At 73.5% G+C, this 4,987-nt stretch carries 6 protein-coding genes; 3 read left to right on the top strand and 3 right to left on the bottom strand.

Translation table 11 applies throughout. The features are described from left to right. Both ACFV4N_RS39620 and ACFV4N_RS39615 read right to left on the bottom strand, forming a co-directional pair. Positions 1 to 191 (bottom strand): transcriptional repressor (locus tag ACFV4N_RS39620; protein WP_499677827.1); only part of this gene is annotated, 191 nt, incomplete at its 3' end. Between the two features lie 156 nt (positions 192 to 347). Continuing rightward, positions 348 to 1,448, bottom strand: coding sequence for a cytochrome P450 (locus tag ACFV4N_RS39615; RefSeq protein WP_499677826.1), 1,101 nt, complete (start codon positions 1,446 to 1,448; stop codon positions 348 to 350). A gap of 366 nt (positions 1,449 to 1,814) precedes the next feature. On the opposite strand from ACFV4N_RS39615, the gene ACFV4N_RS39610 reads away from it, so the two are divergent. Continuing rightward, positions 1,815 to 2,057, top strand: coding sequence for a hypothetical protein (locus tag ACFV4N_RS39610; protein WP_499677825.1), 243 nt, complete (start codon positions 1,815 to 1,817; stop codon positions 2,055 to 2,057). A gap of 135 nt (positions 2,058 to 2,192) precedes the next feature. After that, positions 2,193 to 2,600, top strand: a complete 408-nt coding sequence (locus tag ACFV4N_RS39605; RefSeq protein WP_499677824.1) for an STAS domain-containing protein — start codon at positions 2,193 to 2,195, stop codon at positions 2,598 to 2,600. A 225-nt stretch (positions 2,601 to 2,825) separates the two neighbouring features. Here ACFV4N_RS39605 and ACFV4N_RS39600 read toward each other — a convergent pair whose 3' ends face one another. Continuing rightward, a complete protein-coding gene (locus ACFV4N_RS39600) occupies positions 2,826 to 3,524 on the bottom strand; it encodes an urease accessory protein UreF (protein WP_499677823.1) in 699 nt (232 codons plus the stop codon). 415 nt (positions 3,525 to 3,939) lie between these two features. On the opposite strand from ACFV4N_RS39600, the gene gdhA reads away from it, so the two are divergent. After that, positions 3,940 to 4,987, top strand: a 1,048-nt coding sequence (gene gdhA / locus ACFV4N_RS39595; RefSeq protein WP_499677828.1) for an NADP-specific glutamate dehydrogenase, incomplete at its 3' end; no start/stop codon positions are given.

The following is a 4,987-nucleotide window of genomic DNA, read 5'->3' as shown; positions in this document are numbered from 1 at the left end:
GTCTCGGTCAGCACTCGCAGCACGTCGTAGACCGCCTGGTGGGACACCTTCGGGTGGTCGGCCCGCACCAACGAGATCACCGTCTCGGTGTCGACGTGCGGGTGGTCGCGCAGCACCGCGAGCACCGCCAACCGGGGGCGGGTCACGCGCAACGAGACCGACCGCAACTGCGCCTCGAAGTCGGTTGTCACGTGATGACCTTAGAGGCCTTGTCTGGATTGGATCCAAATTACTTTCGTCACACCGCCATTGTGGACACCCAGCGCGATCATCCGGTCACGCTGGATGAACGAGCGCGGACGGGCGCGGAGCGGGGCACCTACGTCAGCAGCGGACGTGTCCGACGCTCACCCGCGGTCGATCGTGTGCCCGGGTGCGGAGAAGACCGCGGTGACGCAGGGCTCGGCGTCGCGTCGGGTCAGGCGGAGCGGCGGGCGGGCGGCCAGGTGCTCCGCGACCGCGCCCAGCCAGCGCACCTCGAAGCTCGCGCCCACGCACGCCCCGGGCCCGACCGCGAACGGCGCGAAGGCGTCGGGCCTGGCCGGCGACCGGGTCCACCGCGCCGGGTCGAACACGTCCGCGTCCGGCCAGTACCGGGGGTGCCGCTGCATCGCGTACACGGGGACGACGACCTCGTCACCCCGCAACGCCTCGACCGGTCCGACTCGGTGGTCCCGCAGCACGGTCCTGCGGTGCTGCCAGGCGGGCGGCCACAGCCGGAGCGCCTCGAGCGCGACGTGCTCGGGCGAGGCGCCGTCGAGGGCGCCGTCGACGGCGCCGGCCGGTCGGCGGGCGGCGACGAGGTCGGTCGGCTGCCGCACGCAGGTCAACCACGTGAGCGCCGCCGCGGACGCCCCGACGAACGCGGTCACCGCGCGCAGGTACACCTCGCCCCGGACCTCGGGGTCCACGTCCGGGAAGTCGGGCACCGCACCGCCCGCCAACGCCGCGCCGGCCCGCTCGGCGAGCCCCAGGAAGGTGGCCTCGTCGGCCCGGCGGTGCGAGCCGGTCATCAGGCCGTGGAACACCTCGTCCAGGAACTCGGCGACCGTCGCGCCCAGGCCGTCGTCCCCGTCGAGCCCCAGCGGCCGGCGGTTCGCCGCGGTCACCGCGTGCAGGCAGGCGCGGTGCAGGTCACCCCGCGACGCCGCCACCGCTTCGACGGCGACCTCCGCCATGGCGTCGGGGTCCTCGGCCGCCAGGGCGGCGTGCACCCACCGGTTGAGCGCGGCGCGCGCGGGCGGCGGCAGCGGGACACCTCCCGGGCGCCAGAAGGCCGGCACGTGGTCCAGCCGCCCCTCGGCGTCGACCAGGACCTGCCTGGCCAGGCCGGGATCGCAGACCACCACGCTGCCGGCGAGCGTGCGGAAGATCGGCTTCCGCACGCACCGCTCGTGCAGCTTCCGCATCCCCCGCCAGCTCAGGCGGCGGACCGGTCCGAACGACATCCGTCAGTAGTAGGTGTAGCCCATCGGCGCCCACGCCAGGCGGCGGATCCCGCGCTCCGCCCCCAGGCGGCGCATCAACGGCCTCAGCAAGCGCTTCATGTGGTTCCTCCCCGTGCCACGAGTCCTGCAGAGAACAGGTCCGAATGAGCCTACGCGCGTTCTGACCAGCGTCTTCGGCGAACACCCGAAGGTGTGACCAGTCGTCGGGGCAGCGGATAGCGGTCAGGGCGTGGCGGGCCGGTGGTGAGGGGTTTCGCAGGTCGCGGGTTCGGGAATCTCTGTGGGACGTCAAACAGTCGGCGACCACGCAGCCGCACCGATCGTGACGACACCCGCCCGGTGCGCGCCCCAACGACTGGACTCGCCATGGCCCCCAGCCCTTGTCCCCACCTCGGCGCCATCGTCACCTACCTCAACCCCGACGTCATGCACCCGACCGTCTACGTCCGGGGGGTGGTCGTCGGCGCGCACGTGGTCGACCCGCAGACCTCCCACGAGTGGGTGCCGGTGATGCGGCCCGACCGCACCGTGTCCGTGCTGGACACCGCGAACATCCTCAACGTGCGCGCTCCCGGGTGCTCTCGCGCCGAACCCGGCCAGGAGGTCTGAGCGCCTGAGCCTGTCGCGGTCCCGCGGCCGGGTGTACGGTTGGGGTGTCCGGCTGCCACAAGAGCTGCGCGGAGCGACGATCCGGGTTGAGCAGGAGCTCGATTGTTGGTTCTCGTACCAACAGAGGAGCGCCTCATGGGTGAAACCCGAACCGAGATCAGCCCCGCCGCCGTCACCGGCATCCACCACCACGACGGCACGGTCGTGGTCGAGGTGACCGGCCAGGTCGACATGGCCTGCTCCGCGCCGATCCGGGCGATCGTCGGCGAACAGCTGGACAGACGTCCCACCGGGCTCGTCGTGGACCTCACCGGGGTCGACTTCTTCGGCTCCGCCGGCGTTCAACTGCTGGTGGAGGCGGTCGTGCAGGCGCGGGCGCTCGGCGTGGCGCTGGCCGTGGCCACCGACCGGCGCGCCGTCCTGCACCCCCTGCGGTTGACCCGCGTGGACGAGGCGTTGGACGTCCACCCCACCCCGCGCGACGCGCTGGCGGCGCTGCGCACCGGCGGTGTGCCGACCGCGCCGCGGGTCGCTTGCCGGTAACCCGTCCCGGGCCGGTGGACCGCCACCCCCGACGCCGCCGGGCCGGGTCACCGCCCGGTGCCGCGTGACCCGCGGTTCTCTGCGCTGACCGGCGATGCCATCGGCCACCTGCGGGAACAGCCGGCAGGGCGAGGCCGGGGTGGCGCCGATGGCGGTCGGGCACAGCCGCGCGCCGGGGCCGACGCCGGCCCGGCCACCGCTCCGGGTGACGGGGCGCGGCCGTGGTCAGCTGGCGAAGAGGCGCACCTCCGGGCGGTCGGATCGGTCGTGCGCCTCGGCGAACAGGTCCAACGCGGGCGAGCCGGGCGCGGGCAGCTCGGCCGGCGGGCGGTCGGCGACCCGCGCCGCGGTCGAGGCGATCTCGGCCATGAGGCCGGACAGGGCGACGACGGCGGCGTTGACCTCGAAGGGGTCCAGGCCCAGCAGGCGGGCGCAGGCGCTCGCGGGCCCGCTGGTGGCCAGGTAGGTCGCGGCCAGCGCGGCGTGGTGCGCGGTGGCGCCGGCGATGCCGCACAGCGCGCCCAGCGCGACGGCGTGGTGCGGCCTCGGGGTGGCCGCGAGCAGCGCGTCGAGCACCGGTGACGGCCACGCCGAGCGCCCGGCGCGCACGAGGCCGTGGCCCTGGGCGCGGGAGGCCGTCCGCTGGGCCGGTGACGGGGTGCGCCCGTCCAGCTCCGCGTCGAGTTCGCCCCACCGGTCGAGCCCGTGGCTCGCGGTGTGGGCCGCGGCGGCGGCGAAGACGGCGGACAGGAGGCCGGTGGTGCGCAACCGCCCCCGCAGGAACGCCGTGAGGCCGGCGGTGTCGGCGACCAGGCCGCGGGCCACCGCTTCCTCCACCCCGCCGGAGTGGGCTTGGCCGCCGCCGGGGAAGCGGGAGTCCACCAGGGACAGCAGCGCCGCGACGCCGGGGTCGTGGGCGCCCATCAGGACGGGGAGCAGCGCCGGGTCGTCGGCGGCTCGCTCACCGGTTCGGGCTCGATCGGGTCGGCGGCGACGTGGACCAGCGGCTCGTCCCGTTCCCGTGGTGACAGGTGCACGGATCCGACGCTAGTGACGACACCGCGTCCACCGCACGGGACAACACCTGGTCGGGAACGGGTTCACCCGGCAGCGCCCGGCGCGCACCGCCGGAGCCGACCCGGCCTCGGGACCGTTCACCTGAAACGACGATCACCGTGAGGCGAAAGTGGTCTTGCCCCGCCGGCGCCCGGTCGTCCGCCCCGCTCGCGCGGTCGCCGGCGGGGGCGGTTTGGCCGGGCCGGTCCTCGTGAGGTGGAATGCCGGGTGCGGGGTGCCCCCCGCGGGCCGTGACGGGTGATCGAGGAGTGGGTGCGTGCCGATCCTGGACGAGAAGTTGGGTGACATCTACGACGAGGTGCTGCGTCGCAACCCCGGCGAGGACGAGTTCCACCAGGCGGTGCGCGAGGTCCTGGACAGCCTGGGCCCGGTGGTGGCCAAGCACCCGGAGTACACCGACGCGGCGGTGATCCGCCGGCTGTGCGAGCCCGAGCGGCAGATCATCTTCCGGGTGCCCTGGGTCGACGACTCCGGCACCGTGCGGATCAACCGCGGGTTCCGGGTCGAGTTCAACTCGGCGCTCGGGCCGTACAAGGGTGGCCTGCGGTTTCACCCGACGGTGTACCTGGGGATCGTGAAGTTCCTCGGGTTCGAGCAGATCTTCAAGAACTCGCTCACCGGGATGCCCATCGGCGGCGGCAAGGGCGGCTCGGACTTCGACCCGAAGGGCCGCTCCGACGGCGAGGTCATGCGCTTCTGCCAGGCGTTCATGACCGAGCTGTACCGGCACATCGGCGAGTACACCGACGTGCCGGCCGGTGACATCGGGGTCGGCGGCCGGGAGATCGGCTACCTGTTCGGCCAGTACAAGCGCATCACCAACCGCTACGAGTCCGGCGTGCTCACCGGCAAGGGGCTGACCTGGGGCGGTTCGCAGGTGCGCACCGAGGCCACCGGCTACGGCACCGTGTTCTTCGTCGAGGAGATGCTCAAGACCCGCGGCGAGTCGTTCGACGGCAAGAAGGTGGTGGTCTCCGGCTCCGGGAACGTCGCCATCTACGCGGCGGAGAAGGTCCGGCAGCTCGGCGGCACGGTGATCGCGTGCTCGGACTCCAACGGGTACGTCGTCGACGAGCGGGGCATCGACCTCGACCTGCTCAAGGACGTCAAGGAGAAGCGCCGGGCCCGCATCTCCGCCTACGCCGAGACCCGGTCCGACGCCCGGTACGTCGAGGGCGGGTCGGTGTGGGACGTCCCCTGCGACGTCGCGCTCCCCTGCGCGACGCAGAACGAGCTGAACGGGCGTGACGCCGCCACCCTGATCGGGAACGGGTGCGCGATCGTCGCCGAGGGCGCCAACATGCCCTGCA

It is taken from the genome of Actinosynnema sp. NPDC059797 (assembly GCF_042732085.1).
In the GTDB taxonomy this organism is placed as follows: Bacteria; Actinomycetota; Actinomycetes; order Mycobacteriales; family Pseudonocardiaceae; genus Actinosynnema.
This window is presented reverse-complemented; position numbering and strand designations above follow the sequence as displayed.